Origin of the sequence: Novosphingobium mangrovi, from assembly GCF_022818885.1 — a bacterium.
Taxonomy (GTDB): Bacteria; Pseudomonadota; Alphaproteobacteria; order Sphingomonadales; family Sphingomonadaceae; genus Novosphingobium; species Novosphingobium mangrovi.
Map to the genome: position 1 here is coordinate 76,577 of NZ_JALHAT010000016.1, position 25,082 is coordinate 101,658.

The 25,082-nt window shown below is 66.5% G+C and carries 20 protein-coding genes; 9 read left to right on the plus strand and 11 right to left on the minus strand.

The window, feature by feature from the left end:
* Positions 1–28: 28 nt before the first annotated feature.
* Complete coding sequence (locus MTR65_RS10830) at positions 29–1,030, minus strand: ArsR/SmtB family transcription factor (RefSeq protein WP_243800017.1); 1,002 nt, start codon at positions 1,028–1,030, stop codon at positions 29–31.
* A gap of 167 nt (positions 1,031–1,197) precedes the next feature.
* Here MTR65_RS10830 and MTR65_RS10835 point away from each other — a divergent pair, with 167 nt between their 5' ends.
* From MTR65_RS10835 to MTR65_RS10855, 5 genes are all read left to right on the plus strand, one after another.
* Entirely contained in the window at positions 1,198–1,359 is a 162-nt protein-coding gene (locus tag MTR65_RS10835; protein ID WP_162853555.1) for a hypothetical protein, read from the plus strand.
* Positions 1,360–1,581: 222 nt separating this feature from the next.
* Positions 1,582–3,207, plus strand: coding sequence for an NAD+ synthase (locus MTR65_RS10840; RefSeq protein WP_243800020.1), 1,626 nt, complete (start codon positions 1,582–1,584; stop codon positions 3,205–3,207).
* 56 nt (positions 3,208–3,263) lie between these two features.
* Positions 3,264–4,256: a glutathione S-transferase family protein gene (locus MTR65_RS10845; protein ID WP_243800022.1), complete on the plus strand. Its 993-nt coding sequence runs from the start codon at positions 3,264–3,266 to the stop codon at positions 4,254–4,256.
* A gap of 74 nt (positions 4,257–4,330) precedes the next feature.
* Positions 4,331–5,659 (plus strand): glutamate--tRNA ligase, encoded by a 1,329-nt coding sequence (gltX, locus tag MTR65_RS10850; protein ID WP_243800024.1) that lies wholly within the window; start codon positions 4,331–4,333, stop codon positions 5,657–5,659.
* Positions 5,656–5,958 carry a hypothetical protein gene (locus MTR65_RS10855; protein WP_243800027.1) on the plus strand — a complete coding sequence of 101 codons (303 nt, stop codon included), beginning with the start codon at positions 5,656–5,658 and terminating at the stop codon, positions 5,956–5,958. Before gltX ends, MTR65_RS10855 begins: the two co-directional genes overlap by 4 nt.
* A gap of 73 nt (positions 5,959–6,031) precedes the next feature.
* On the opposite strand, the gene MTR65_RS10860 is transcribed toward MTR65_RS10855, so the two are convergent.
* The 3 genes from MTR65_RS10860 to MTR65_RS10870 form a co-directional block, all read right to left on the minus strand.
* Complete coding sequence (locus MTR65_RS10860) at positions 6,032–6,814, minus strand: 3-hydroxybutyrate dehydrogenase (RefSeq protein WP_243800029.1); 783 nt, start codon at positions 6,812–6,814, stop codon at positions 6,032–6,034.
* 83 nt (positions 6,815–6,897) lie between these two features.
* Positions 6,898–8,070, minus strand: coding sequence for a patatin-like phospholipase family protein (locus MTR65_RS10865; RefSeq protein ID WP_243800031.1), 1,173 nt, complete (start codon positions 8,068–8,070; stop codon positions 6,898–6,900).
* A gap of 131 nt (positions 8,071–8,201) precedes the next feature.
* On the minus strand, positions 8,202–10,964 hold the full coding sequence (locus MTR65_RS10870) for a [protein-PII] uridylyltransferase (RefSeq protein ID WP_243800033.1): 2,763 nt from the start codon (positions 10,962–10,964) through the stop codon (positions 8,202–8,204).
* Positions 10,965–11,194: 230 nt separating this feature from the next.
* Between MTR65_RS10870 and lgt the strand changes: the two genes are divergently transcribed.
* Genes lgt through MTR65_RS10885 form a run of 3 tightly spaced genes read left to right on the plus strand, consistent with a single transcriptional unit; the run spans position 11,195 to position 13,657 of the window.
* Entirely contained in the window at positions 11,195–12,097 is a 903-nt protein-coding gene (lgt, locus tag MTR65_RS10875) for a prolipoprotein diacylglyceryl transferase (RefSeq protein WP_243800036.1), read from the plus strand.
* Positions 12,094–13,155 carry a class I SAM-dependent methyltransferase gene (locus tag MTR65_RS10880; RefSeq protein WP_243800038.1) on the plus strand — a complete coding sequence of 354 codons (1,062 nt, stop codon included), beginning with the start codon at positions 12,094–12,096 and terminating at the stop codon, positions 13,153–13,155. Before lgt ends, MTR65_RS10880 begins: the two co-directional genes overlap by 4 nt.
* Positions 13,139–13,657, plus strand: a complete 519-nt coding sequence (locus MTR65_RS10885) for a DUF2306 domain-containing protein (protein ID WP_243800040.1) — start codon at positions 13,139–13,141, stop codon at positions 13,655–13,657. The genes MTR65_RS10880 and MTR65_RS10885 overlap by 17 nt, the downstream gene beginning before the upstream one ends.
* Positions 13,658–13,672: 15 nt before the next feature.
* Here MTR65_RS10885 and MTR65_RS10890 read toward each other — a convergent pair whose 3' ends face one another.
* The 6 genes from MTR65_RS10890 to MTR65_RS10915 form a co-directional block, all read right to left on the minus strand.
* On the minus strand, positions 13,673–15,448 hold the full coding sequence (locus MTR65_RS10890; protein ID WP_243800042.1) for a bifunctional metallophosphatase/5'-nucleotidase: 1,776 nt from the start codon (positions 15,446–15,448) through the stop codon (positions 13,673–13,675).
* 44 nt (positions 15,449–15,492) lie between these two features.
* Positions 15,493–15,894: a metallopeptidase family protein gene (locus tag MTR65_RS10895; RefSeq protein ID WP_243800044.1), complete on the minus strand. Its 402-nt coding sequence runs from the start codon at positions 15,892–15,894 to the stop codon at positions 15,493–15,495.
* A 25-nt stretch (positions 15,895–15,919) separates the two neighbouring features.
* Positions 15,920–17,839, minus strand: coding sequence for a M1 family metallopeptidase (locus MTR65_RS10900; protein ID WP_243800046.1), 1,920 nt, complete (start codon positions 17,837–17,839; stop codon positions 15,920–15,922).
* A gap of 72 nt (positions 17,840–17,911) precedes the next feature.
* On the minus strand, positions 17,912–18,964 hold the full coding sequence (locus MTR65_RS10905) for a sensor histidine kinase (protein WP_243800049.1): 1,053 nt from the start codon (positions 18,962–18,964) through the stop codon (positions 17,912–17,914).
* 57 nt (positions 18,965–19,021) lie between these two features.
* On the minus strand, positions 19,022–21,541 hold the full coding sequence (gene gyrB / locus MTR65_RS10910; protein ID WP_243800051.1) for a DNA topoisomerase (ATP-hydrolyzing) subunit B: 2,520 nt from the start codon (positions 21,539–21,541) through the stop codon (positions 19,022–19,024).
* Between the two features lie 207 nt (positions 21,542–21,748).
* The gene (locus tag MTR65_RS10915) at positions 21,749–21,931 is read right to left on the minus strand and encodes a hypothetical protein (protein ID WP_243800054.1); all 183 of its coding nucleotides are present in this window, start codon (positions 21,929–21,931) and stop codon (positions 21,749–21,751) included.
* A gap of 162 nt (positions 21,932–22,093) precedes the next feature.
* Between MTR65_RS10915 and guaA the strand changes: the two genes are divergently transcribed.
* Positions 22,094–23,653 carry a glutamine-hydrolyzing GMP synthase gene (gene guaA / locus MTR65_RS10920; protein WP_226632505.1) on the plus strand — a complete coding sequence of 520 codons (1,560 nt, stop codon included), beginning with the start codon at positions 22,094–22,096 and terminating at the stop codon, positions 23,651–23,653.
* 117 nt (positions 23,654–23,770) lie between these two features.
* Here the strand turns inward: guaA and MTR65_RS10925 are convergent, their stop codons facing one another.
* Positions 23,771–25,006, minus strand: a complete 1,236-nt coding sequence (locus MTR65_RS10925; RefSeq protein WP_243800056.1) for a multidrug effflux MFS transporter — start codon at positions 25,004–25,006, stop codon at positions 23,771–23,773.
* Positions 25,007–25,082: the final 76 nt, after the last annotated feature.

Sequence of the window (25,082 nt, forward strand, 5' to 3'; positions counted from 1 at the left end):
CGTGGCAAAGGGCAGGTGAACCGGCGTCTCAGGCAGATGCCGGGGCAGGCGTGGGAGCAGGGCAGGGCAGGCGCTCGGCGGTCCAGATCTTCACCGTCAGGGTGTCACCCGGAAGGGCTATGGGCGGTGCGGGCGCGAAACCGGCGTCGGCCATGAGCGAGGCCATCTGCGCATCGGAAAACCCGAGTCGGGCGTGGGCATGGCGCTCGCGCAGTTCCTCGCGCTCGTGCGCGGCCAGATCGACGATGGCGATGCGCCCGCCTGCACGCGTGACGCGCGCGGCTTCATCGAGGACAGGACCGGGCGAGGGTGCGAAGTGGAGCACCTGATGGAACAGCACGGTGTCGAAGCTGCCCGAATCAAAAGGCAGGTCGACGAAATCGCCGCGCACCAGATCGACCTTGTCGGCGGGCAGCGCCTGAAGCCGGGCCCGTGCAATCTGGAGCATCTCCGGGTTGCGATCGAGCGCGGTGACGTGGCTTGCGCTGTCGGCCAGGAGCTCGGCCATGCGGCCGGTCCCGGTGCCGATGTCGAGCAGGGCGCCCAGTTTCCCGGTGAGACTTCCCGGCGCGCAGCCGAGCGCTGTGATGAGCGCATCCTCGACCGGCTCGTCGGCGCCGTGGAGCTGGCGCAGCGTATCCCATTCGGGCGCGTGGCGCGCGAAGTAGGCCTGCGCGTTGGCCTCGCGTGCCTCGCGTATGGAGGCGAGCTGGCGGCGGTCATCGCGGCAGCGATGCGCAAATTCGGGGTCGTCGCGCTCGGCAATGGTGAGCAGGCGCGCGGCGGCCGCGCCCATCTCGGGCTCGGAGGTTTCGTTCACGGCCGTGCGCAGGAATACCCAGCTGCCTTCCTTGCGGCGTTCGGACAGCCCCGCATCGCACAGGATGCGCACATGGCGCGAAACGCGCGGCTGGCTCTGGCCCAGCACTTGCGCAAGTTCGCCCACGGAAAGCTCCATGTGCGCCAGCAAACGCATGATGCGCAGGCGCGTTGGCTCCGAAAGGGCCCTCAGAAGTGGGTCGATTTGCATGGGGTTGGATATAAAGATATCTTTATATGCGTGCAACCCCAAGGTTTGAGGCGGCTTCCACCCCCCATACTTCCTATTTGCGTTGCACCATCGTCTCGTTTAAAGAGGCGTCCGCAGGCTTGCCTGCAAGCGTTGGCCCGTGGGCCAAACAATGCAAGGGGATTCGCATGAAGAAGATTGCTTTCGCCGCGTTCGCGTCGGCTGCCGCTCTGGCTCTCGCTGCTTGTGGCGAGACTCCGGCTCCGGAAGCTACCGAGTCGGTTGAGACCGTGCCCGGTGACATGATGGCGACGGACGCTCCGACCGAGGTTCCGACCGAGGCGATGTAATCCGTTAGGAGGGCTGGCCGGCGCCTCGTGTTCCGGCGGCCCTCCACGGCTTTCCACCCGGTTTCGGCCGGGACATCGGAAAGACCCACTTAAGCCAAGTGGACAAAGACCCTCCCCTTTCGGGGAGGGTTTTTCGTTTTCGGCCCATGTTTTTGCAAACGATGCGCGCCGAACTTTAAAGACATTTGCGCGATGCGCTGCAATGCGGCATCACCTGACCCCATGCCCGATGCTTTCCGGATCGCGCTTGGTCAGCTCAACCAGTCGGTCGGCGATATCGGCGCCAATGCGGATTCGATTCTGGCGGCCCGGCGTGAAGCGAGCGGCGCGGATCTGGTCGTCTTTCCCGAACTCCATCTAATCGGCTACCCGCCCGAGGACCTGGTGCTCAAGCCCGCGCTGGTCGAAAAGGCGGCTGCCCAGCTCGAACGGCTGGCCGAGGCCAGCGGCGATGACGGTCCGGCCATGCTGGTGGGGTCGGCCTTCGTGCGCGATGGTGCGTTGCACAACGGCGTGGCGCTGCTCGACCAGGGGCGGATCGCGGCGGTGCGTTTCAAGCACGAGCTTCCCAACTACGGCACGTTCGATGAGATGCGCCTGTTCCAGCCCGGGCCCTTGCCCGAGCCGGTGATCCTGCGCGGCACCATGATCGGGGTGCCGATCTGCGAGGATATCTGGCGCCCGGAAGTGTGCCGACACCTCGCCGACTTCGGGGCCGAGATGTTCATCTGCATCAACGGCAGCCCCTACGAGCTCAACAAGGAAGCCCTGCGAATCGAAGGCATCGCCCGGCGCCGCGCCAGCGATACCGGTATTCCGCTTGCCTATCTCAACCGCGTGGGCGGGCAGGACGAACTCGTCTTCGATGGCGGCAGCTTCGTCGTCAACGGCGATGGCCAGCTTGCCGCGCGTGCGCGGGACTGGGAGGAGCAGGTGCTGCAGACCTCGTGGACGCGTACCGCGCGCGGCTGGCGTTGCGACCGGGGCGATCTGGCGCAGGAAACGCCCCAGCCCGAGACGATCTATTGCGCCATGGTGCTGGCGCTGCGCGACTTCGTGGAACGCAGCGCGTGCGAGGGCGTGGTGGTGGGGCTCGACGGCGCGCGCGATTCGGCGCTGGTTGCCGCGCTCGCAGTCGATGCGCTGGGGAGCGAGTGTGTGACCCTGGCGCTGGTCCCGCCCCTGGCAGGTGGCGCGCAGGCGCTGGAGGACGCGCACGCCTGCGCGCAGGAACTTGGCGTTACCTGCCGGGAAATCACGCTCGATTCGCGCATCGCTGAGGCATTGGAGGCCCTGGACGTCTGCTTCGCCGGCGATGAGCGGGAAGCGGGCGAGCGGCTTGCCGCGCGCATGCGCGCGCTGGTGCTTTGCGCCTTTGCCGAGAGCCAGGGGGCAATGCTGCTCTCCTCGGCAACGAAGAGCGATTTCAGCCTTGGCCGCGTGCCCTCCTGCGCCAGTGCGACGGGCGGCTATAGCCCGCTCAAGGACGCCTACGCGACGACGGTCGCCACGCTTGCCTCCTGGCGCAACGGCGCGGTTCCGCATATCGGGCTGGGCCCGGAAGGAACGATTTTTCCCGCCTCGATCCTTTCCCGCACGCCGCCGCTTCCTGCAGGCGTGGAGGATGCAGAGCGCCTCGATGCCATGCTGTTCGGCCTTGTCGAACACGACAAGAGTATCGACCAGATGGTCGCCGACGGATTTCCGCGCGCGGCGCTGCGCCATATCGAGGAGCGCCTGCACGCCAGTGAGGGGCTGCGCCGTCAGTCGCCGCCGGGCGTGAAACTGTCCCCAAGAAATTTCGGACGGGATCGGCGCTATCCGATCACTCATGCGTTTCGCAGCTGAGGGATGAACGACGAGCCGGTCCGCGGCCTCGCGAAACCGGCGAATGGAGATGAATTATGGGAATGCTGGTGGACGGCCAGTGGCACGATGTCTGGTACGATACCGAGGCCAACAAGGGGAAATTCGAGCGTGAGAAGTCGGCCTTCCGCAACTGGCTGACGGCCGACGGGAGTCCCGGGCCTTCGGGCGAGGGCGGTTTCGCGGCGGAAGCCGGGCGCTATCACCTCTACGTTAGCCTGGCCTGCCCCTGGGCGCACCGCACGCTCATCATGCGCGCGCTCAAGGGTCTGGAGGCCATGATCCCTGTCTCCGTCGTGCACTGGCACATGGCCGAGAACGGCTGGACCTTCGCCGAAGGGCCGGGCGTGGTGCCCGATCCGATCCACCACGCGCAGTACATGCATCAGGTCTACACCGCCGCGAAGCCGGACTATTCGGGCCGCGTGACCGTGCCGGTGCTCTGGGATCGTAAGAGGGGCACGATCGTCAGCAACGAATCGGCCGAGATCATTCGCATGTTCAACACCGCGTTCGACGACCTGGGCGCGCGACCGGGCGACTATTATCCCGAGGCGCACCGCGAGGCGATCGATGCCTTCAACGCACGGATCTACGACACGGTCAACAATGGCGTCTACAAGGCCGGTTTCGCGACCACCCAGGAGGCCTACGAGGAGGCGGTCTATCCCCTCTTCGGCACGCTCGACTGGCTCGAGACGCGTCTTTCGTCGAGCCGGTACCTTGTCGGCAACACCCTGACTGAGGCCGACATCCGCCTTTTTACTACGCTGGTGCGTTTCGACCCGGTTTACCGCGGCCACTTCAAGTGCAACCTGCACTCGCTCGCCGATTATCCGAATCTCTTCGGGTATCTGCGTGACATCTACCAGATGCCCGGTGTCGCCGAGACGGTCGATTTCCGGCATATCAAGAGCCACTATTACCAGAGCCACGGCACCATCAATCCGACCGGGATCGTGCCGGCCGGGCCCCTCATGGACCTGGCCGCGCCGCATGGCCGTGAGGGCATGGGTGGACTTGCCGACTAGGTGGACGCCGCCGCGCATGGGCGGGCAAAGAGGGCTTTGACCTCGCGGTCGCCTGCGCGTAATCGCGCAGGGCTATGACCACCACGCGCTTTGCCCCTTCGCCCACGGGCCTCCTTCACGTCGGCAACATCCGCACGGCCCTGCACAACTGGTTGCTGGCCAAGCGGGCAGGCGGGCGCTTCCTGCTGCGTATCGACGACACGGATGCCGCGCGCTCGCGCGAGGACTATGTGGAGGCGATCCGGGCGGACCTTGCCTGGCTGGGCATCGTACCCGAGGGCGAGGAGCGCCAGTCGCAGCGCTTTGCCCTCTACGAGGCCGAGTTCGAGCGCCTGAAGGGCGAGGGCCGCGTCTACCCGTGCTGGGAAAGCCCGCAGGAACTTGAACTCAAGCGCAAGGTCCTCTTGGGCCGCGGGCTGCCCCCGATCTATGACCGCGGGGCGCTTGCCCTCTCCGAGGAGGAGAAGGCACAGAAAGTGGCCGCAGGAGAAGTCCCGCACTGGCGCTTCCTACTCGACCGCGATGAGCCGATTGCCTGGGAGGACGGCATTCGCGGGCCCCAGTCCTTCGATGCGGCGATGATGTCGGACCCGGTGATCCGGCGCGCCGATGGCTCCTGGCTCTACATGCTGCCCTCGGTGATCGACGATATCGCAATGGGCGTGACCGACGTTCTGCGCGGCGAGGACCACGTGTCCAACACAGCAGCGCAGGTGCAGATGTTCACGGCGCTGGGCGGCACGGTCCCGCGCTTTGCCCACGAGGCGCTGCTGGTCGGCACCGAGGGCAAGCTGTCCAAGCGGCTGGGCTCGCTTGGCATGGCGCAGCTGCGCGAGGACGGGATCGAGCCCGAGGCGCTGATTGCCCTGTTGGGGCGCCTGGGAACGTCCGATCCGGTTGATCCGGCGCTGCGTCTCGCGGACCTGGCGGCGAGCTTTGATCTTTCGCGCTTCGGCCGCGCCCCGGCACGCTTTGATGAGACCGAACTGGCGCGCGTCAACGCCGCGATTGTCCACACCCTGCCCTATGAGGCCGTAGCGGCGCGTCTCCCGGAGGGAATGGACGCGGCGGCCTGGGAGGCGGTGCGTCCCAATCTGGCGCACGTCCACGAGGCGGCGGATTGGTGGCAGGTCGTCACCGGCCACGTTGCCGCGCCGGAGCTGGGCGAGGAGGACCGCGCCTATCTCGCGACGGCTGGCGAGGTACTGGAGGGGCTCGACTGGGAGCCGGGCGTCTGGAAGGCGCTGACCGGCGCGCTCAAGGAGGCGACGGGCCGTAAGGGCAAGGCGCTGTTCCTGCCCTTGCGCCTCGCGCTGACAGGCATGGAGCACGGCCCCGACATGGGCGCGATGCTGCCCCTGATCGGCCGCGCAGCCGCGCTGGAGCGTCTGCGCGCCGTTTGACGTGCGTCAAGGACGGCATCGCACGTCCGTCCTACTTCCCGCGCGTCAGCAGGTCGCAAGGGACTTACGCGATGGGCTTCGTGATGATGATGGCGGTACATTCGCTGGCGACAACGGTCCTCATGGGGATCGGTCTTGTCGCCGTGCTTGGCGCGGGGCTGGTCGACGGCTACGTGTTCCTCGCCGTGATCGCGCTGGCCTTCGTGGCGGCCCTGCCGGTTACCTGGATAGTGCTGCGCATGTTGGGCGGCGCGGTGGCGATCCGGGATGAGGGCGCGGCGCCTCTGCGTCGGCCCTGAGGGGGCTGCGGACGCAGCCAGCGCCTGCCGGTAAGGCTTCGCGCGGCTGCGTCCGCAGTACCTTGTCTTCTTCCTATTCCATCACCCAGCCATGGCTGGCGAGCAGCGACTGGCCGGTCAGCGCGTTGGTCTGGAAGGCGGCAAAGAATAGCGCGACTTCGGCGATGTCCTCGACCGTGGTGAACTCGGTGTCGACGGTCTGGCCGAGCATGACCTTGCTGACGACCTCCTCTTCGGAGATGCCCAGTTCCTTGGACTGCTCGGGGATCTGCTTCTCGACCAGCGGGGTGCGCACGAAGCCCGGGCAGATTACATTGGTGCGCACGCCCTTGGGGCCCGCTTCCTTGGCGATCACGCGGTTGAGGCCCATCAGGCCGTGCTTGGCGGTGACATAGGCGCTCTTGAGCTTGCTCGCCTCCTTGGAGTGGACCGAGCCCATGAAGATGATCGAGCCCGAGCCCTGCTTGTACATGTGCGGGATCACCGCCTTGGAGGTCAGGAACGCGCCGTCGAGGTGGATCGCGAGCATCTTCTTCCAGTCATCGAACTTGAACTGCTCGATCGGGTTCACGATCTGGATGCCGGCGTTGGAAACCAGCACGTCGACCGTGCCCCAGGCCTCGACCACGGCGTGGACCCCGGCTTCCACCTGCTCCTCGCTGGTGACGTCCATGGCGACCGCCATGGCATCGGTTCCGTAGGTCTGCGTGATCTCGTCGGCGGCCTTCTGCGCGGCCTCCTGGTTGAGGTCGGCGATGGCCACCTTGCCGCCTTCCTCGGCGTACTTGCGGGCAATGGCAAGGCCAATGCCGCTGGCCGCGCCGGTGACGATGCAAACCTTGTCCTTCAGTTTCATGTGCGTGCTCTCTCCAGTTATCTCATCGACGCCCCGGCCTGCCCGTCTGTGTGGAGCCTGCTGGGCGTTCCCTGTGCGCGTATTCAGCCGCGTTCGCGCTCGCAGGCAAGGTCGAATGTGGCGATCTCGTCCGGTTCAATGGCGCGCTCCAGCCACTCGGGATGTTCGAGCGAGAAGATCGCGTCGGCCTTGCCCGCCTGCCAGTGCTCGTCGACCGTCATCCGGGAAAACTCGTAGTCCTTCGAATTGGTTTCATAGCCGCGCGGGCGGTTGATGAGGTGCATGATCGCGACCGGCCCTTCTGGTCGGCAGGAGAGTAGCTTGGCAAGGTCGGGATCGTCCTTCAGCTCCTCGGGCAGCTTGTCGGCCAGACGGTGCGCGGCGGCGCGCAGGGCCTGCAGCTTGCGCGACATATCGGTGCCTTGGCGGGTGCGGCTGGAGAAGCGTATGTCCTTCTCGCGCTGGGCGATGTCGGCCATCGTGCGGGGCACATCGCCGCGCGCGGCGAAAAGGTCGACCTGGAAGACTTCCATCGCGCAAGGCGGGCGGTTGTCGAGCACGTACTGCAGCGGCGTGTTCGAGACGAGGCCGCCATCCCAGTACCACTCGCCGTCGATCTGGACCGGCGGAAAGCCCGGCGGTAGCGCGCCACTTGCCATGATGTGCTCGGGGCCGATCGGGCGTTCCAGGTTGTCGAAGTAGACGAAGTTGCCGTTGAGCACGTTGACCGCGCCGACGCTGAGCCGGGTTTCGCCCCGGTTGATACGATCGAAGTCGACAAGTTCGAGGAGGCTCGTGCGCAGCGGGGCGGTGTCATAGTAGGAGAGTTCGCCAAATTCGGCAGGCCATTCGGGCAGCGGTACGGGAAAGCGCGGGTTGAAGAAGCCCGGGATGCCAAGCGTCGAGGCGAAGAGTGCGGAGGCTTCGTTGAACGTGCGCCGGGCAAAGCCGATGGGTTCATCGAGCTTGTAGAGCAGTTCCGAGGAGGCACGCTCCCAGAAGGTGCGCAGCGCCTTCACGCGCTCGCCCAAGGGATTACCGGCAATGAGCGCGGCGTTGATTGCGCCAATCGAGATGCCCGAGATCCAGTCGGGCCGCATGTCCTCGGCGGCGAGCGCCTCGTAGACCCCGGCCTGGTAGGCGCCGAGCGCGCCGCCGCCCTGCAGGACAAGCGCGGTGTAGGTGCCCGCCTCGCGTCCGGAACGGCTGGCAACCGGGCCCCACGGGGCGCGGATCGGCGTATCCTGGTAGTTCATGGCGGCTTTCCCTCGCGATCAGGGCATGGTGCGTTGCAACATATGGGCCTTGATCGGCCCGGTTGCAACGCCGCGTGAGGCAACAGGCCCCACGCACAGTCCCGGGATCGGCGGGGAGAGCCGGCCTCGCGTCAGGAGCCTTGCGCTTCCGCCTCGGCTTCGGCCACCGCCTCGCTCGCCGCTTCAAGAAGGCGCCGTTCCAGCGCCTTGAGGCGGTTGGCCGAGGTGATCTTCTCGCCCAGGAGGTCGGTCACGTAGAAGGTGTCGACCGCGCGCTCGCCATAGGTCGCGATATGCGCCGAATAGACCATGAGCTTGGCTTCGAAGAGCGCGTGGGCAAGCCGGTTGAGGAGCGCGGGACGGTCGCGTGCGGTCGCCTCGACCACGGTAAAGCGGTTGGACGCGCCGTTGTCGAAGATGACCCGGGGGCGCACGTCGAAGGCGTCGGCACGCGGGCGCACCTCGGGCTTGGCGACAAGCTGGGGCAGGATCTTGATGCGGTTGGCAAGCGCGTTCTCGATCGATTCGCGCAGCCGGTCGAGCTGGGCCTCCTCGCTGAAGGGGCGCCCGAGCGGGTCCTGCACGAGGAAGTTGTCGACCGCGCGGCCCGTGCGCGTGGTGTGGATGCGCGCATCGATGATGTTGCCGCCAGCCAGGTGGATGCCGCCCGCGATGCGGTAGAACAGGCCCGGGTGGTCCGAGGCGATCACGGTCACCAGCGTGGCGGTGCGCGCGGGGTCGTATTCGGTGTGGATCGAGAGCGGATCGTCGTCGGCCGCGAGAAGCTGCGCCAGGTTCTTGGCGATGACGTCCTCGGGCTCGGCGATCCAGTAGGCGTCGATCAGCTTGCCGCCGACCTTCTCCACCAGTTCGGCGTTTTCCGGGGCGAGGGCGCGCACGGCCTCCTTCTTGGCCTCGACGCGCTGTTCGCGGCCAAACTGCGCATGGCCCAGGCGCAGACGCTCTTCCGAGGCGTTGTAGAGCTCGGCGATGAGCTGGCGCTTCCACGAGTTCCAGGTGCCCGGCCCCACCGCGCGGATGTCGACGATGGTGAGCAGCGTCAGCTGGCGCAGGCGGTCGAGCGATTCCATCTTCTCGACGAAATCGAAGATCGTCTTCGCATCGGAAAGGTCGCGCTTGAAGGCGGTGGCCGAGAGGAGCAGGTGCCAGCGCACCAGCCAGGAGACGAGCTCGGTCTCCTCCTCGTCGAAGCCGAAGCGCGGGCACAGCTTGAGCGCGATCTCGGAGCCCAGGATCGAGTGGTCGCCGCCGCGGCCCTTGGCGATGTCGTGGAGCAGCACCGAGGCGTAGAGCGCCCGGCGCGAGCGTACCTTGTGGACGATGTCATGCGCGAGCGGGTGGTCGTCCTTGAGCTCGCCCCGCTCGATCTTCGCCAAGAGGCCGATGGCGCGGATGGTGTGCTCGTCGACCGTGTAGTGGTGGTACATGTCGAACTGCATCTGCGCGTTGACGCGGCCGAACTCGGTGATGAAGCGCCCGAAGACGCCCGCCTCGTTGAACCAGCGCAGCACCGTCTCGGGGTCGTTGCGGCTGGTTAGCAGTTCCAGGAACAGCGCATTCGCGCGCGTGTCCTCGCGCACCTCCTCCTTGATGAGGGCGGCGTCGTGCTGGATCTGGCGCATCGTCTCGGGATGGACTTCGAGACGCTCCTTGTCGGCGATCACGAAGATCTCGATCATGCGCACCGGGTCCTTGGTGAACCAGTCGTCGGACGGCGCCTTGATCCGTCCGCCAAAGACCTTGTAGCCCTTGACGATGCGCTCCTTGGCCTTGAACCCGGCGAGCAGGCCGCGCGGCTGCTTCTTGGCGAACTGCTCATCAAGCTGGGCGAGGAACACGCCGGTCAGGCTGCCCACCGTCTTCGCCTGAAGGAAGAACATGTGCATGAAGCGCTCGACCGCGCTTTTGCCCGGGCGGTCGGTGTAGTTCATCCGCGCCGCGACCTCGCGCTGGAGGTCGAAGGTCAGGCGGTCCTCGGCGCGATTGGCGATGGTGTGCAGGTGGCAGCGCACCGCCCAGAAGAAGTTTTCCGCGCGGCGGAAGGCGAGGTATTCCTTGCGGGTGAAGAGCCCGGCGTCGACCAGTTCGCCCGGATCGCGCACATGGTGCAGGTACTTGCCGATCCAGTAGAGCGTGTGAAGGTCGCGCAGGCCTCCCTTGCCCTCCTTGATATTGGGTTCGACCACGTAGCGGCTGTCGCCCATGCGCTTGTGGCGTTCGTCGCGCTCGGCCAGCTTCTCGACCACGAACTGGCGCTCGGTCCCTTGCGCGACATCGCGCCAGAAGCGGGCCTGCGCTTCCTCGTAGACGTCCTGGTCGCCCCAGACGTAGCGGCCTTCGAGCATCGCGGTGCGGATGGTGAGGTCGGACTTCGACATGCGCACCATGTCGTCGAGCGAGCGGCTCGAATGGCCGACCTTCAGCCCCAGGTCCCACATGAAGTAGAGCATCGCCTCGATGACCTGCTCGCACCAGGGCGTGTGCTTCATGGGGGTGAGGAAGGCGATGTCGACGTCCGAGTGCGGCGCCATCTCGCCGCGCCCGTAGCCGCCCACCGCCATGAAGCACAGCCGCTCACCCTTGGAACGGTTGACCGCCGGGTAGACGTGCTTGACCACGTGGTCGTGCATGACGCGCAGCAGTTGGTCGGTGAGGAAAGCCTGCGCCTCGGCGATTTCGTGCCCGGCCGAGGGCTTCTCGGTTAGACGCCTCTCGATCTCCGCACGCCCCTCGGCAAGCGCGGTGCGCATGGTCTCGACCACGAACTGGCGGGATTTGGACGGACCATAGGCCGCCACCAGCTTGTCGATGGTCTGGACGAGTTCGCGCCGGTCGATCACGGAACGCGGGGAAGGGATACGAATGACACTCATGACGGGAAGCTTCTAAACGTCGCAAACGACAAGAGGAAGTCGGCACAAGGCATCATGTGCGCCGAACTTCTCCCGTGGTGCTGCGATTTTTGCAGGTCTGGTTTCAAATCGCGACTACCATCAAAGGGGCGGCTATGCCAGAAGGCAGCCAAATGGCCCGATCTCCTGCGCTTTTGCGCGGAAGAAAGGGCCCCGCGCTACCTGACGAATCGAAAAAGGGTCCAAGGCACTTGTCTCTGACAACTCTGGCCGCCGCTGTCGCCACGCAGGCGCACGAACCGATCTACTGGGTCAATCTGGGCCTCAAGAATGGCATCGACCTGGGCTTCTTCACTCTGCGCTACTACTCGCTGGCCTATCTCGCCGGTCTGCTGCTGGCCTATTGGCACATCAGCCGCATGATCCGCGAGCCCGGTGCGCCGATGGCGCAGCGCCATGTCGATGACCTGTTCTTCTACTGCACCCTGGGCGTGATCCTGGGCGGGCGGCTGGGCTACGCGACGTTCTACACCGGCGGCGATACCGGTATTCCCAGCCTCTGGCTGCATCCGGGCGAGATGGTGAAGCTGTGGCACGGGGGCATGAGCTTCCACGGCGGGCTGATCGGCGTCACGCTGGCCATGGCCTTCGTCGCCTGGCGCAATGCGCTCAGCCTCGTGCGCGTGGCCGACTATGTCTCTGTCTGTGTGCCTTTCGGCATGTTCTTTGGACGCCTTGCCAACTTCGTGAACGGCGAGCTCTGGGGCCGGGTGGCCGGACCCGAGGTGCCCTGGGCGATGGTTTTCCCCGACGCGCCCGACCAGCTTGCGCGCCATCCCAGCCAGCTTTATGAAGCGGGCCTTGAGGGCCTGATGCTGATCCTCATCATGCTGCCGCTGTTCTGGAAGAGCCGCGCGCGCTTCCGTCCGGGCCTCCTTGTCGGGGTCTTCGTGACTGGCATTGCCTGTGCGCGCTTCATCGTCGAGTTCTACCGCGAACCCGACGCGCAGCTGGCCGAATTTGCCCACCAGACCGGCCTTTCGATGGGCCAGTGGCTGACGATCCCGCTCATCCTGCTGGGCCTCGGTCTGGTCGGGCGCGCGCTGGCACGTCCGGCCCTGGGCACGGCACCGAGCGCCAAGGCGAGCCAATGACCGGAGGGGCGACGGACGGCGAGACCCTCGCCAGCATGTTCCAGCGCCTGATCGCCAACTACGGGCCGATCACGCTCCAGCACTACATGGGCGAGGCGAACGCGCGCTATTACGCGGGCAAGGACCCGCTGGGCAGCGCCGGTGATTTCATTACCGCGCCCGAGATCAGCCAGATGTTCGGCGAGCTGATCGGGCTGTGGCTGGCCGACATCTGGATCCGCGCGGGGCGCGATCCCGACGTCCACTATGTCGAGCTGGGGCCGGGGCGCGGGACACTGGCCAAGGACGCGCTGCGGGCGATGAAGCGCTATGGTCTGGAGCCGCGCGTCCACTTCGTGGAGACCTCGACCACGCTCAAGGACATCCAGCTGGCCGGCGTGCCGCAGGCGCGTTTTCACCATGACCTTTCGAGCCTGCCGAACGACGGGCCGCTGCTGGTCGTGGGCAACGAATTCCTCGACGCGCTGCCCGTACGCCAGTTGGTGCGCATGGCCGATGGCTGGCGCGAGCGCTGCGTCGATTTTCAGGACGGACGCTTCCTGCCGGTGGCGGGCACCAAGCCGATGGACGCGGCGATCCCGGCGGAACTCAAGGACAGCCCCGAAGGGACGCTGATCGAAACCTGCCCGGGGGCCGCGGCGGCGGTTTACGAGCTCGCCGGGCGTCTTGCCCAGCAGGGCGGCGCGGCGCTTCTTATCGACTATGGCTACGATCAGCCGCGCACCGGCTCCACGCTGCAGGCGCTGCGGGCCCACACCAAGGTCGATCCTTTCACGATGCCCGGCGAGGCCGACCTTACCTGCCACGTTGATTTCGTGACCCTCGCCAATGTCGCGCTTTCGCACGGCTGCAAACATCTCGGCACGGTGCCGCAGGGCCGCTTCCTGCGCGATCTAGGCATCGAGGCGCGCGCGGCCGCGCTCGCCAAGGTTGCGCCTCAGCACGAAGCGGCTTTACATGCGTCCAAGGATCGCCTGATCGAGGAGGGCCAGATGGGGGCATTGTTCAAGGTCATGGGGCTTGCTTCGCCGGAGTGGCCCGATGGCGCGAGCTTCTGAGGCGCTGCGCGCGCGCGGCGAATTCGGCTCGACCGGACCGGACAAGCTGGAAAAACTGCTGGGCGCGCTGGCGCTGGTCATGCTCGCCTTCGTCACGGCCGCTGTTTTGCGCGGCATGGACGAGTGGGGGCGGGTCCCCGGCGTCGTCTGGCTGCACCTTGCGACCATCGCCCTCGCGCTGGTCCTGACGCCGGTACTCCTGTGGCGCATGCGCGGCACGAAAGGGCACCGCGTGCTGGGCTACACCTGGTGCGCGGCGATGCTGGCGACGGCTATCGACAGCTTCTTCATTCGCCTGCAGCAGCCGGGCCAGCTCAGCCCGATCCACGCGCTTTCATTTCTGACCCTGGTGCTTGTGCCGGTGCTGGTCCTCGCCGCCCGGCGCCACGATGTCTACCGCCACCGCCGAACGGTGCGCGGGCTCATCATCGGGGCGCTGCTGATCGCGGGCTTCTTTACCTTCCCGTTCCACCGCCTGCTGGGCCACTGGCTCTTCGGATGAGCCGACAGGTAGGTGCTACTCGATGACCCGCACGCGCGGTGTCTCGGGTACCTCGCGCACCGGCACGGCGGAAAGCCAGGCCTCGAGCGCATCGAGATCGAGCCCGCCGACCGTGGGATCGGTGCCTTCGGCAAGCCCGACATAGCCGTCCCCGCCTTGGTCGAGGAACGAGTTCACCGTCACCCGGTAGCTTGCGTCGAGGTCGAGCGGCTGACCGTTGAAGGCGAGCTGGGTGATCCGATCTCCGGCAGGCCGCGTGGTGTCGATGGTGTAGGTGAGGGTGGAGGAGGGTACCAGAACGCTGGCGGACGGCGTCGCACCCATGCCGCTTTCGAGGATCGCCTTGATCTGCGCGCCGGTGAAGGTGCGCGTCATCAGCGTGTTGCCGAAGGGCTGGACGGTGAAGATCTGGCCGAAGGTCACCGCGCCATCGGCGCCAGGCTCGATGGGCGCGCGCACGCCTGCACTGTTCATGAAGGCGATCTGAGCGCCCGCCGCGCGGGTGGCGGCCAGCTGCGAATCGGCGATGAGCTGGTCCACAGGGCCGCCCTTGCGGTCTTCCTTCGCATCGCTCCAGTCGCGCGGCGCACCGCCCGAGAGATGGCCGACCGTACGCTCGGAATAGGCGCTCGCGGCATCGAGATAGCGCCCGACGTACTGTGCGATGTCCGCGCGGGCCGGGTAGACAGGCACGAGATCGGTCTGGACAACCTCCCCGCGCGAGGTCGTGTAGCCCTCCGACTGGACCGGAAGGTTGCGCGCCTGGGCGGAGACGACATGGTTGGAGGCCGGGTCGATATCGAGCGTCAGGCGCGTGACCATGCGCCCGTAGGACCCGGCGCTGGTAAGCAGCAGCGGGGCGGCGCCCTCGCGCGGCATCTCGCAGATGTAGGCCTGATGGGTGTGCCCGGAAATCACGACATCGACCTTGGAGGAGAGCTTGTCGAGGATGGGCTGGATGTCGCCTGTAAAGCCGTCGCAGGCGTTGGGATCGGAGGTGTCGGCCTGCGCGCCGCCCTGGTGGATGAGGACGATGACGGCATCGGCCCCTTCGCGTCGCAGCACCGGGACCGCACGGTTGATCGCCTCGGCCTCGTCGCCGAAGGTCAGCCCCGCAATGCCGCCGGGCGAGACCAGCGAGGGCGTGCCCTTGAGCGTCAGACCCACAAAGCCCAGCGTCACTTTCGCGGCACCTTCGCCAAAGCTTTTGAGGCCCGTGGCGGGGAACAGCGTGGTGCCGTCCTCGGTGTAGGTGCTGGCCGATAGGTAGCGGAAGTTGGCGCCCACGAACTGTTCCAGCTGGCAGGGCTCGCGCTGGGTGTTCTTCTCGCAGCCCCCGTTCTGGACGCGCAGGAGCTCGGTCCGGCCCCGGTCGAATTCGTGGTTGCCCACCGCGTTGAAGTCGAGCCCGATGCGGTTCATCACCCCGATGCTCGGCTCGTCGAGGAAGAGCGAGGAGGCAAGCGGCGAGGCCGAGATGAGATCGCCCGCCGAAACCGTAGCAGAATAGCGGAATTCGTGGCGCAGGGCATCGAGCGCGCTTGCCAGATGCGCGGCCCCGCCTGCTGGGACCTTGACCGTACCGCCCTCGCCGTCGGGCCAGCTGACCGTGGCCTTGGGGGCGGCGATGTTGCCGTGGAAATCGTTGAAAGCGAGGATGCCGACCTCGACCGGGGGCTGGGCCTTCGTGGAGGAGAGCGATGCCCCCTGCGGCGTGGCGCAGGCGGCCAGCAGCGGGGCGAGAAGGGCGGCGGCGCACAGCGCACGCGTGCGCGTCGAAAGACGGGTCATGGGGCTTCTATCCAGCGGGGCGATGACGGGAAAGTGACGAAAATTCAACGTGCGCCCGCTTCGAGCGCGTGCATGTCGTCGTCCGAAAGACCGAAATGATGGCCGACCTCGTGGATGACGACATGGGTGACGAGGTCTTCGAGATTGACGCCCGTCTCGCACCATTCGGCAAGGAGCGGCTGGCGGTAGAGGGTGATGCGCGGGCGCAGCTCTCCGCCGGTCCAGATGCTCTCATCGCCCAGCGGATGGCCGTGGTAGAGGCCGGTCAGGTCGAACGGCTCGGTAAGGCCGACGGCCTGCAGCGTCTCGGCATCGGCAAACTCCTCGATGTGGACGGTGATGCCCTCGAGGTGCTCGGCGAAGGGGGCGGGAATGCGGGTGAAGGCGGCCAGCGCCATCGCCTCGAACTGTTGAGGGCTCGGGGCAGGTCCGATGCGATGGGGCATGGCCGGTGTCCTCTCCTGTTCGGGCTTACTCGCCGAGAATGCGCGCGATGCCCGCGGCGGTCTCGGGGTGGTAGGTGGGGCGCGCGGTGGCGAAGATCGCGCGCGCCTTCTCCGGCCCCCAGTCTTCCTGCTGCATCAGGCGCTGGTATATCGGGTAGACGAGCAGCCCGCGCCCGATCCGCCCGACGAACTCGGCCATGGCCGGGAACGCAGGCTCGTAGCGGTTGACGATGGCCAGCTCGAACCAGGCCGACTGCACGTAGGCGTTCTCCGAATTGGAGAGCGTGAGCCCTTCGTCCAGTTCGCGCAGGCGCTCCTGGCTGAGCTCGCGCGGCAAGCCATTCAGGAAGCGCAGCCACTGCTGCGTGCTCCACCCCTGTGTGTCGATGGCGCTGACCGGGCCGCCCGCTTCAAAGCCACTCAGCAGCTCGTCGACCTGTGCGAGGGTCTCGCTCTTCACGTGGACCGCGTTGTCGGGAACGCCTGCTCCATAGGCCCAGCGGTCGAGCTGGAGTGCCAGTTCGGTGTCCGGCTGGTCCTTCAGTATCCGTTCGCGCAGGTCGGCGAGGAAACCGGCGGTCGTCTGCGGCTGGAAGGCGTGACGGTCGAAGTAGGAGGTGAGATAGGCATCCCAGGCCTCGCGGCCAAGGCGGGTTTCCAGCATGCGCAGGAAGTTGGAGCCCTTGGTGTAGTCCAGCTCGCCCTCGCCGGGATTGCCGTGGAGGCGCGAAGGCGCCGCCGTCATGCCCGGCTTCATGTCATCGCCCATGGCCGTGATGTCGCGCATCATCGAATCCCAGTCGAGATCGGCGTACATCGCGGCGCGCTCCTTGCCGTAGAGCGCCTCCATGATGCGGTTCTCGAAGTAGGTGGTGAAGCCTTCGTTGAGCCACGAATCCGACCAGGTCGCGTTGGTGACAAGGTTGCCCGACCAGGAGTGTGCCAGTTCGTGCGCGACGACGTCCGTGTTCGAGCGGTCACCCGTCACGATGGTGGGCGTCAGGAAGGTGAGCATGGGGTTTTCCATGCCGCCGTAGGGGAAGGCGGGCGGGAGCAGCAGCATGTCGTAGCGGCCCCAGCGGTAGGGGCCGTAGAGCGCGCTCGCCGCATCGATCATCTTCTCGACATCGGCGAATTCGTAAGCTGCCTTCTCCAGCATCGGCGCTTCGGTCCACACGCCCGAACGGGGCCCAAGCGACTTGAACTTGAGGTCGCCCACGGCAAAGGCGATGAGGTAGGGCGGGACCGGCTTGTCCATGCGGAAACGGAAGGCACGGCGCCCGTCGGGCAGAGCCTCGCCCTTGTCGCCCGAGAGCTTCTCCGCGCTCATCACCGCGACAAGGTCGCCCGGCACGCGCAAGGTGGCGTCCCAGGTCTGGCGGATGCCGGGGCTGTCCTGGGTGGGCACCCAGGAGCGGTTATGGATCGCCTGGCCCTGGCTGTAGAGGTAGGGCTGGGTCTTGCCGAAGGTCATCTCGGGCGGCAGCCACTGCAGAGCCGAGGCCTTGGGCGAGGTGCGGTAGGTGACGCGCACCTGCTTTGCGCGGTTCAACTGGACGGTGAGGGCCGAACCAAGCTCGTCGTTGTCGGGCTCACCCAGTGTGTAGGTGAGCGGCGTGCCTTTGCCGTCCGTGACAGAGGCAATCGTCATGTCCTTGACGTCGAGCACGATCTCCTTGGCATCGGCGTCGGCCAGCACGTCGAGCGTGGCCGTTCCGGCGAGCGTCTTGCTGGCGAAATCGACGTCGAGATCGAGCGAGACGTGGGTCACGCGCGCGGCTTCCGGCTCGGCATGGGTCCAGACATCGCGCGCTTCGGGCGTGGTCAGGATCGGGGCGGGGGCAGTGGCCTCGCGCGCATCGGCCGCCAGGGCCGGGACGCTGAAAAGAGGGGCGGTTCCGGCGAGAAGGACACCGAGCAGGGAGGGGGCAAGAAGTTTACGCATCGCGGCAACTTATGGTCGCGTGTCGGATTGCGCAAGCGGCGCGGATACGCGTATTTCGATAGGCGCTGCGCTTCAAGTTCGGTGTGTTTGCGGGACCGTGAGGGTGAAGCGCAAACCTTCCGATGCGTATTCGAGTTCGCTTCTCCCGCCAAAATCGCCCGGAAGCATCCGCTCCAGAATCTGGGTGCCGAACCCGCGCCGGGTAGGTGGGGTGACGTCGGGGCCGCCCCGTTCGCGCCAGCTGAGCACGAAGGGCAGGTCCCGGCCCGCGGTCCAGCTGAGCGCCACATGCCCTTCGTCCCGGCTCAACGCCCCGTACTTGGCGGCGTTGGTCGCGAGTTCATGGATGGCCAGCGCAAGCGAGAGTGTCTGGCGCCCGGTCACGACATGGCGCGGGCCGGAGAGTGCGATGCGGTCCGGACGGTCGACGTAGGGCGCCAGGATGTGCTCCAGGATGGTCTCCACATCGGCCTCGCGCCAGTCGGTGCGAATGAGTACGTCGTGGGTGCGGGCCATGGCCTGAAGGCGGCTTTCCAGGCGCCTGCGGGCTTCGGTGAGAGAGATGTCGCCGCGCAGGGTCTGGGCGGCGATGGCCTGCGCGACCGAGAGCGCGTTCTTGACCCGATGGACAAGTTCCTGCGCGACTACCTCGGCCTGCTGGCGTGCAAGGACGGCGCCGGTGGTCTCGATCACGGTGTCGAGCATGCCCACCACGGTGCCGCGCTCGTCGCGCACCGGGCCGTAGCAGAAAGTGAACCAGGCATCCTCCGGGGTACCCTGGCGCTCCACCACAAGGGGAAAGTCCTCGATGAACGTCGGCTCGCCTGCAAAGGCCCGGTCGGCGATGGGGCCGATCGTCGGCCAGGCTTCGGCCCAGACCGTGCTGAACGGGAGCCCCAGTGCCGGGGGCTTGTTGCCCAGGATCGGCAGGAACGCGTCGTTGGGAATGGTGGTGAGGTGCTCGCCCCAGACGACGCATTGGGGAAAGCGCGAGGCCAGCGCGGTCGCCACCGTGGTCTTGAGCGTTGCGGACCATCCCTCGGGCGGGCCGAGGGGATGGTCTGTCCAATCGTGAGTGCGAATGGCTTCGGCCATGCGGCCGCCGCCTGTCAGGAACTTCAGCATGGCGCCGCCTGGAGGGCCTGCGCCATGCCGGTGATCGTCCGCCGGATCGGCGGCGGATCAGATATCAAGATTGGCGACGTTGAGCGCGTTTTCCTGGATGAAGTCGCGGCGCGGTTCGACCACGTCGCCCATCAGGCGCGTAAAGATTTCGTCGGTCACGTCGGCATCCTCGACCTTGACCTGGAGCAGGGCGCGGTTCTCGGGGTCGAGCGTCGTTTCCCAGAGCTGCTCGGCGTTCATTTCGCCAAGGCCCTTGTAGCGCTGGATCGAGAGGCCCTTGCGTCCGGCCGCGAGCACCTTTTCGAGGAGCTGGCTGGGGCGCGCAATGGCATCCGCATCAGCGGTGGGGCGCTGGACGTCCTCGTCGCCCTCGGTCTCACCGTCGTCGGTCGAGACCGCGGTGGCGCGCACCAGGCGGCTGACCGAGGAATAGACATCGGCGTGCTCGGCGGCGAGCTTGGCCAGCTTGCGCGCCTCGGCGCTGGTGAGGAAGGCGGCCTCGATCTTGTGGTTGTCGGTCACGCCGCGCCACAGGCGGTTGATGTCGAGCGCGCCGCCCTCGGTCGGGGTGACGCTCCACTTGGCTTCGCTGTCCGCGAACTCAAGCCACTCGGCGGTCTTCTTGTAGGCCGCGGCGCGTTCCTCGGTCGAAAGATCAGGCGCGAAGGCACCGGCCAGCGCCAGGGCCTCGATGATCGAGGCGTTGTAGCGGCGCGGCACGAAGGCCATCAGGTTGCGCATGCGGATCGCGTGTTCGACCAGGCCTTCCAGGTCCTGGCCCGTGCGCGCACCGCCGGCGGTCTCCAGCACGCGGCCGTTGAGTCCGGCCTCGACGAGGTAGCGGTCGAGCGCGGCGTTATCCTTGAGGTAGACCTCGCTGCGGCCCTTGGCGACCTTGTAGAGCGGGGGCTGCGCGATGAAGAGGTGCCCGGAGCGGATGATCTCGGGCATCTGGCGGTGGAAGAAGGTCAGGAGCAGAGTGCGGATGTGCGCGCCGTCGACGTCGGCGTCGGTCATGATGACGATCTTGTGGTAGCGCAGCTTTTCCAGGTTGAAGTCATCGCGGATGCCCGTGCCCATGGCCTGGATCAGCGTGCCCACTTCCTTGGAGGAGATGATGCGGTCGAAGCGCGCGCGCTCGACGTTGAGGATCTTGCCCTTCAGCGGGAGGATGGCCTGGGTCTTGCGGTCGCGGCCCTGCTTGGCCGAACCACCTGCGGAGTCGCCCTCGACCAGGAACAGTTCGCACAAGCTCGGGTCGCGCTCCTGGCAGTCGGCAAGCTTGCCGGGCAGGCTGGCGATGTCCATCACGCCCTTGCGGCGCGTGAGCTCGCGCGCGCGCTTGGCCGCTTCACGTGCGGCCGCGGCATCGATGACCTTCTGGATGATGGCCTTGCCGGTCGCCGGGTTTTCCTCCAGCCACTCGCTCATCTTCTCGCCCATCAGGCTTTCGAGCGGCTGGCGCACTTCGGAGGAGACCAGCTTGTCCTTGGTCTGGCTGGAGAACTTGGGGTCGGGCAGCTTGACCGAGACGATCGCGGTCAGGCCCTCGCGCATGTCATCGCCCGAAAGGGTGACCTTTTCCTTCTTCAGCAGCCCGGCGCGCTCGGCATAGCCGTTCAAGGTGCGCGTCAGCGCGGCGCGGAACGCGGCAAGGTGGGTGCCGCCGTCGCGCTGGGGGATGTTGTTGGTGAAGGTGAGGACGTTCTCGTAATACGAATCGTTCCACTGCAGCGCGACCTCGATGCCGATCCCGTCCTTGTCCGCGGTGATCGCGATGGGCGCTTCCATCAGCGCGCTCTTGGTGCGGTCGAGGTACTGCACGAAGGCGCCGATGCCGCCTTCGTAGTAGAGGTCGTGCTCGCCCACTTCCTCACCGCGCAGGTCGCGCAGCAGGATGCGCACGCCCGAGTTGAGGAAGGCGAGCTCGCGGTAGCGGCGTTCCAGCTTGTCGAAATCGAACTCGGTGACGTTCTTGAACGTCTCGTGGCTGGCCTGGAAGGTCACGCGCGTGCCCTTCTTGAAGCCGTTGTCGTCCGGGTTCTGGTCCGTGCGGGGCGCGTCGCCCTTGACGATGAGGGGGGCCACGGCATCGCCGTGCTCGAAGCGCATCCAGTGCTCCTTGCCGTCGCGCCAGATGGTGAGTTCGAGCCATTCCGAGAGTGCGTTCACCACCGAGACGCCCACGCCGTGGAGGCCGCCCGAGACCTTGTAGGCGTTATCGTCCGAGGTGTTCTCGAACTTGCCGCCCGCGTGGAGCTGGGTCATGATGACCTCGGCCGCCGAGACGCCTTCTTCCTTGTGCATGTCGACAGGGATGCCGCGGCCGTTGTCTTCCACCGAAACCGAACCGTCGGCGTTGAGCTCGATCAGGACGAGGTCGCAGTGGCCTGCGAGCGCTTCGTCGATCGCGTTGTCCGAGACCTCGAAGACCATGTGGTGCAGGCCCGAGCCATCGTCGGTATCGCCGATGTACATGCCGGGACGCTTGCGGACTGCGTCCAGCCCCTTGAGGACCTTGATCGAATCTGCGCCGTAGGCGTTGCTGTTCTTCTGGTTTTCGGGATCGGTAGCCATGTTTCCGGCTATAGCATCGCGACGGTCAAACCCAAGCAAAACCGCAAGCCGGGGGCTGTCCTTATCCACAAGGCAGCGGCAGGGCGCGGTTCGGGGGCCAGACTACGGCGATCGGGCATGGAAAAGGGCGACCCTTGCGAGGCCGCCCGTTGGTGGTTGCGTCAGGCTTTCGCGGCGCGGTGGCCACGTGGTGGCCGAGGCGTGTCCTCAGGCCAGGGTGAGCGCGAATCCCAGTGCGCAGATACCTAGTGCAGCGGCAAAGCCGATCGATTTTTCGACAAGTGTCATGACATCCTCCTCAAGATTTCCCAAAAGCGGCCGGTTTTCCCGGCTCGTCAGCAACACTACGCCACTTGACAGCAACGAACAAGGCGAGGGGCGCATCGCCACGACGTTCTTTGGTCTAAGATGCGCGGCATACAATCACGGGTGACGGCCCGGGTGGCGGGGCTCGCTCTTCGGCGGCAACCGGCGGTTTGCGGCCTGCATAAAGTTCCTTTCGCACGTTCGGAGTGTCTGGACAGCGCGGGCGCGCCCGACTATCGGCCAGCCATGAGCATCCAGACCACTGAATCGGTCCTGATTGTCGATTTCGGCAGCCAGGTGACCCAGCTGATCGCACGCCGCGTCCGCGAAGCGGGCGTCTATTCCGAGATCGCCCCGTTCACCAACGCGGCGGAAGCCTTCGAGCGCATGAAGCCGGTGGGGATCATCCTCTCGGGCTCGCCCGCTTCGGTCCTCGACGAGGACGGCCCGCGCATTCCCGACGTGATCCTCGAGAGCGGTCTCCCGATCCTGGGTATCTGCTATGGCCAGCAGTCGCTCACCCACCAGCTTGGCGGTGAAGTGACGCTCGGCGATTCGGGTGAGTTCGGCCGGGCCTTCATCGAAATCCAGGACGAGTGCGCGCTCTTCGACGGTCTCTGGAAGGTCGGCGAGAAGCACCAGGTCTGGATGAGCCATGGCGACAAGGTGACCCAGCTGGCGGACGGTTTCCGCCCGGTGGCTTCGTCGCCCGGTGCCCCCTTCGCGGTGATCGCCAACGACGAGAAGCGCATCTATGCCATGCAGTTCCACCCCGAAGTCGTGCACACGCCCGACGGCGGCAAGCTGCTCAAGAACTTCGTGCGCCACGTGTGCGGTCTCTCGGGCGACTGGACCATGGCGGAGTTCCGCAAGGCCAAGATCGACGAGATCCGCGAGCAGGTCGGCGATGGCCGGGTGATCTGCGGTCTTTCGGGCGGCGTCGATTCGGCGGTGGCCGCCGTCCTCATCCACGAGGCGATCGGTGATCAGCTCACCTGCGTCTTCGTCGACCATGGCCTGATGCGCATGGGCGAGGCCGAGCAGGTCGTCTCGCTGTTCCGCGGCGCCTACCAGATCCCGCTGGTCCACGTCGACGCCTCGACGCTGTTCCTCAAGGGTCTCGAGGGCGTCACCGACCCCGAGAAGAAGCGCAAGTTCATCGGCAAGACCTTCATCGACGTCTTCGAGGACGAGGCGAAGAAGATCGGCGGCGCCGAGTTCCTCGCTCAGGGCACGCTCTATCCCGACGTCATCGAATCGGTCTCCTTCACCGGCGGCCCTTCGGTCACGATCAAGAGCCACCATAACGTGGGCGGCCTGCCCGAGCGCATGGACATGAAGCTGGTCGAGCCGCTGCGCGAACTGTTCAAGGACGAAGTGCGCGAGCTGGGCCGTGAGCTTGGCCTCCCCGAAATCTTCGTGGGCCGTCACCCCTTCCCGGGGCCGGGCCTTGCCATCCGCATTCCGGGCGAAGTCAGCCGCGAGAAGGCCGACATCCTGCGCAAGGCGGATGCGATCTACCTTGAGGAAATCCGCAGCGCGGGTCTCTACGACGCGATCTGGCAGGCCTTCGCCGTGCTGCTTCCGGTCAAGACCGTGGGCGTGATGGGCGACGGGCGCACCTACGACAATGTCTGTGCGCTGCGCGCGGTGACCTCCACCGATGGCATGACCGCCGACATCTATCCCTTCGACGCCGCGTTCCTGAGCCGGGTTGCCACCCGCATCATCAACGAGGTAAAGGGCATCAACCGCGTGGTCTACGACTACACCTCGAAGCCCCCGGGCACGATCGAGTGGGAGTGATCGGCACGGCCGGGCCTGCGCGCTGACACGCTTGGGTCCACCGCCGCTGACTTATACGAAAAGGCCGCCGCTGCGCTTCGCAGTGGCGGCCTTTTTCGTTGAGAGCGATGCTTCGGTTCAGGCCAGCTTCGCTTCGCGGCGGCGCTTCCAGGCGGTTACCGCAAAGGTCGCGATGAGCGTGCCGAGGCCGACCGTCGCGATGAGCGTGCCCATCGGGCGCGGAGTGCCATCGGCCATCCAGCCCAGCAGCGCGGTGGCAAAGACGCCGCTGCCGAACTGCATCGCGCCCACCAGCGCCGAGGTGGCGCCGGCGCGCTCGGGATGGGCGTCCATGGCGCCCGCCACGATGTTGGCGATGAAGATGCCATTGCCCGACATGAACAGCAGGAGCACAATGACGAGGCCGGGCAGGCCGCCAAGGCCCGTGTAGGTCGTCGCCAGCGTCGCCAGGCTTGCCGCGCCGATGAGGAGCGCGCCCATGCGTGCCATGCGCTCGCTGCCCAGGCGCATCACGAGGCGCGAATTGGCAAAGCCGAGCGCCATCTGCCCGAAGATACCGAGCGAGAACAGCAGGCCATAGGCCCGCGCGTCGACGTTGTAGTACTCGATATAGGCAAAAGGCGATCCGCCGACATAGGTGTAGATCCCGGCGTAGTAGAACCCGCCCGCAATGCCGTAGCCCAGCACCACGGGGTCCTTCAGGAGCGTCCAGTAGACCGCAAAGGAGCGGGCAATCGGCGTCTGGTTGCGGCGCTCGGTCGGGAGCGTTTCGGGGAGGCGCAGGACAGCCACGAACATGGCCGCGCTCACCGCTACAAGCAGCCAGAAGGAGAGGTGCCACGAGCCGAAGCGTAGCAGTTGCCCGCCGATCAGCGGGCCCAGCAGCGGCGCCACGCCCATGATGAGCATCAGGATCGAGAGCATCTGTGCAGCCTTGTCGCGGCTGTGCAGGTCGCGCACCATGGCGCGGGCGAGCACAGGGCCCGCGCAGGCCCCCAGCGCCTGGACCACGCGCCAGCCCAGGAGTTGGGGCAGCGTGTCCGCAAGCGCGCAGCCCGCCGATCCCACCATGAAGAGGGCAAGGCCTGCCAGCACCGGTCCGCGCCGTCCAAGCCGGTCGCCGATCGGCCCCCACAGGATCTGCCCCAGGCTGAAGCCGATGAGGAAGGTGGAGAGGGTCAGCTCCACCCCGCGCCCGAACTCGCCCTTCATGTCGGGAAGGGCGGGCAGGTAGATGTCGGTGGACAGCGAGGCAAAGGCCATGAGCCCGGCGAGGGTTGCCGTGATCGCCGCGCCGGAGGGACGGGGAGGCGAGGTGGTCGCGGCGGGAAAATGGGGGGAATCGGGGCGCATGGTAGGCAGATAGGCCTTCGCCCCCCTGTTTGTTAAGTCCGCCGCTCTCTCACCGCCACGTTGAGATCCCTTCATT